Below are 3,875 nucleotides of genomic sequence, written 5' to 3'. Positions count from 1 at the left end.
TGGGCGCCCTGCTCCAGGAGGCGGCCGGCCACGGGCGCCCGCTGCCGGCCACCGGCGAGCCGCGTGTCCTGAACATGGCGCGGCCGGAGACCTGCGATCCGCAGGATGGTGCCGCCTTCGACTACCTCAACCGGCTCAGCGACGGCTGTGTGGCCCTCGACCTGGAGGGGCGGGTCACCTTCGCCAGCGCCACGGCGGCCGATCTGCTCGGCTGCGACCTGGCCGACCTGCGCGGGAAGCCGTTGTGGGAGGCGGCGGCCTGGTTGTGCGACCCGGTGTTCGAAGATCGCTGCCGCGCCGCGGTGGTCAGCCAGCAGCCCACGTCCTGCATGGCCCGCTGCCCTGACGGCCGCACGCTGGAGTTCGTGCTTTATCCGGATCCGTCCGGCATCAGCCTGCGCATCACGCCGGCCCTGGGGGACCCGCTCGCCCGGCAGCAGCCGGCCGGGCCCGGTTTCGAGGCCGGTGAGCGCGGGCGGGCGAACGTCTTCTACAACTTCCTGCACATGGCGGCGGCGCTGACCCGGGCGTTCAACGTGCGGGAGGTCATCGATCTGGTCGCCGACCATGTCATGCCCGTCTGCCAGGTCAAGGCCATGGCGATCCTGGTGGGCGAGGGCGGCAGGATGCGCGTTCTCGGCTCGCACGGCTACGACCCCGAGATGCTCGACCGGTACAACGGCCTGCCGCTGGACGAGCCAGGCCCCGCCAGGCACGTGATGCGGAACGGCGAGGCCGTGTTCTTCGCCGACCAGGACGAGCTCCGCCAGATGTTCCCGGGGTGCGAGACCCATGACGACATGGCCGCGTGGGCGTACCTGCCGCTGATCGTCTCCGACCGGCTCGTCGGCGCCTGCGTGCTCGCCTTCGACCGGCCGCACGTGTTCTCCGACGACGAGCGCGCCACCCTCACCACGCTCGCCGGGCTGATGGCGCAGGCCCTCGACCGCGCCCTCGTCTATGACACCAAGGACCGGCTCGCCCACAGCCTGCAGACCACGCTGCTCCCGCGTCGCCTGCCCGAGGTGCCGGGCCTGGAGGTGGCCGCCTGCTACGTGCCCGCCACCCGGGGCGTGGGCATCGGCGGCGATTTCTACGACCTGATCCGCCTGAGCGACACCAAGGCCGCGGCGGTCATCGGCGACGTCCAGGGGCACAACATGACGGCGGCCGCGCTCATGGGGCAGGTGCGCACCGCCATCCACGCCCACGCGGCGGCCGGCGCCGACCCCGGCGAGGTGCTCCGGCACACCAACCGCCTGCTCATCGACCTGGACACCGACCTGTTCACCAGTTGCCTGCTCATCCACCTCGACCTGCGGCTGCGCACGATCTGCGCGGCCAGCGCGGGACATCCGCCGCCGCTGATGCGCCCGCCGAACACGCCCACCGACATCATGGACGTGCCGGCCGGCCTGCTGCTCGGCATCGATCCCGACGCCGACTACGAGACCCTGCAGGCCCCGTTCCCGCCGGGCGCCGCGCTCGCCCTCTACACCGACGGTCTCGTCGAGGCGCCCGGCACCGACCTGGATGACGCCATCGCCGGGCTGGCCGCGCTCTTCACCCGTTCCGCCGACGAGCCGCTCCAGCGGCTCAGCGGGATCCTGCTCGACCACGCCGAGCACACCAGGAAGCGCGCCGACGACATCGCGCTCCTCCTCCTGGGGCACCGCCCGAACTGACCCGGCTGGTGGGGCATGTTCCGCTCCGGTCCTCGTGGGTACTGGCAACCGCGACCTGAGGGGAGGGTGTGTGAGCGACAGCGGTTCCCGGACTGCGACCCTGGCGGCGCTGGCCGCCAACATGGGGATAGCGGTGTCGAAATTCGTGGCGTTCTTCTTCACCGGCTCGTCGGCGATGCTCGCCGAGGGCATTCACTCCGTGGCGGACACCGGCAACCAGGGGCTGCTCCTGCTGGGCCAGGCGCGGGCCGCGCGTGAGCCCAGCCCGGCCCACCCCTTCGGCTATGGGCGCGAACGCTATTTCTACAGTTTCCTGGTGTCCGTGGTGCTGTTCTTCGGGGGCGGCCTGTTCGCCCTGTACGAGGGGTATCAGAAGATCGCCCACCCCCATCCGCTGGAGAGCTGGCCGTGGGCCGTCGGCGTCCTGACGGGCGCCATCGTGATGGAGGGCCTGTCTCTCCGTACCGCCGTCCGCAAGGCCGACGAGGCCCGTGACGGCCGGTCGTGGGTCAGGTACATCCGCGAGGCCAAGGCCCCCGAGCTGCCGGTGGTGCTGCTGGAGGACGCCGCCGCGCTGCTCGGGCTGGCGTTCGCGCTCATCGGGGTCACCCTGACCCTGCTCACCGGGAACGCCGCCTTCGACGGCATCGGCTCGGTGGCGATCGGCCTGCTGCTGGTCGTGGTGGCGGTGACCCTCGCCAGGGAGACCAAGAGCATGATCATCGGCGAGGCGGCGTCCCCGGAGATCCAGCGGGCCATCGAGGACCTGCTCCGTCACGACCGGTCGATCCTGGACTTCACGCAGCTGCGCACGCTGCATCTCGGGCCCGAGGAGCTGCTCGTGGCCGCCCGGGTCACACTCGCCGACTCCCCGGAGAAGGACGACGTTCCCCAGGCCGTGGCCCGGACGGAGGAACGCATCCGCGAGCGCGTGCCGATCGCCACCGTCGTCTACCTGCAGCCGGCCCCTGGTGACCCCGATCGCCGGTCAGCCCCCTGACCGGAGCCGCCTCAAGGGCGCGCGAGGTGGAGGCGGCTCAGGTGCGCGGGGTGGAGCGCCTCAAGTGCGCGAGGTGGCGGCGGTTCAGCGGCGCGCGAGGTGGAGGCGGATCTGTGTGCCGGACCGCCCGGCGCGTATCTCCACCAGGTCGCAGAGCTGCCGCACCGACCACAGGCCGTGCCCGCGCGCGGCGCCGGGAGCGGGCGGCAGGTATCCGGCGAGGGGAAGGTCCATCCGCCCCTGGTCGGTGACCTCGCAGGAGATCGCCGGCTCGTCGGCCCACAAGCGGATCGAGCCGTGCCCGGCGCCGTGCTGGACGGCGTTGGTGGCCAGCTCGTTGACGGCCAGCAGCAGCCGTGCGGCCTGCCGCTGGCTCAGCCCGAGCACGAACGCCTGGACGCTCACCAGCCGCCGCATCTCGGCGAGGTCGTCGTCGAACGGGATCCACGCGGCACCGGCCGGCACGGGGGGCAGCGGAAGGCGGTCGGCGGCGCGGGCGAAGTGAGCCGGTTCGTGGTAGGCGAGGCTGTCCTGCGCGGTGGATCCGGTGAGCAGGGCCGGATGGGTGCGGCGGGCGCCGGCCACGATGTGCGCGGGCAGCACGCGCGTGTCGTAAGGGCAGACGATCGAGGCGGGGCTGCCGGCGAAGGCGGCGTTGATCACCGACTCGTACCGCGTCCACTCCGCCTCCTCCAGGGGGTTGCGGCCGTGCCAGACGGGCTCGCCGATGATGCGCACCCGGCTTCGCGGGCCCTTGTGGGCGTCGACGTAGCGGCTGTAGGCGGCGAGCGTGCGGCCGGGCGCGTCGTACCAGTCGCCGGCCGGAACGAACTCCACGCGCGCGGCGTCGTCGCCCAGAGCGCCGGCCAGCAGGGCGATGTTGGCCTCGGTGGTGACCGCGAGGACCTGCTCATCGCGCTCCAGCCCGTCGCGGCAGAAGCCGAGCGTCGCGGACAGGAACGCGGCGTCGCCGTCGTAGATCAGCGCCTGGTGGACGAGGTCGCGGGGACCGGTCAAGGTGGTCATGACCGGGCCGCCGCCGAGTCGATGACCATGCCGGGCGTACGGTTCCAGCCCATCAGGTCCAGCACGTTGTCCATCTGCGCGGGGACGTTCCGCAGCCGGAGCCGCTTGCCGCGGCCGAGCCGCGCGGCCGCCCAGGCCAGGTCGCGCATGCCCGACACGTCGAT

At 72.4% G+C, this 3,875-nt stretch carries 3 protein-coding genes; 2 read left to right on the top strand and 1 reads right to left on the bottom strand.

What is annotated here, in order from left to right; translation table 11 throughout:
• The coding region (locus tag ACWD0F_RS51820; RefSeq protein ID WP_449890499.1) for a SpoIIE family protein phosphatase at window positions 1-1,685 on the top strand (1,685 nt) is incomplete at its 5' end.
• A 70-nt stretch (window positions 1,686-1,755) separates the two neighbouring features.
• Entirely contained in the window at window positions 1,756-2,685 is a 930-nt protein-coding gene (locus tag ACWD0F_RS51815; RefSeq protein WP_449890497.1) for a cation diffusion facilitator family transporter, read from the top strand.
• Between the two features lie 84 nt (window positions 2,686-2,769).
• Here ACWD0F_RS51815 and ACWD0F_RS51810 read toward each other — a convergent pair whose 3' ends face one another.
• A complete protein-coding gene (locus ACWD0F_RS51810) occupies window positions 2,770-3,711 on the bottom strand; it encodes an anti-sigma factor RsbA family regulatory protein (protein ID WP_449890495.1) in 942 nt (313 codons plus the stop codon).
• Window positions 3,712-3,875 lie beyond the last annotated feature (164 nt).

The organism is Nonomuraea sp. NPDC002799 (assembly GCF_053592075.1).
This window is presented reverse-complemented; position numbering and strand designations above follow the sequence as displayed.

What these genes read in the sequence shown, in the direction of transcription:
- ACWD0F_RS51810 (WP_449890495.1), bottom strand. Translation starts at nt 3,711, where the DNA reads ATGACCACCTTGACCGGTCCCCGCGACCTCGTCCACCAGGCGCTGATC.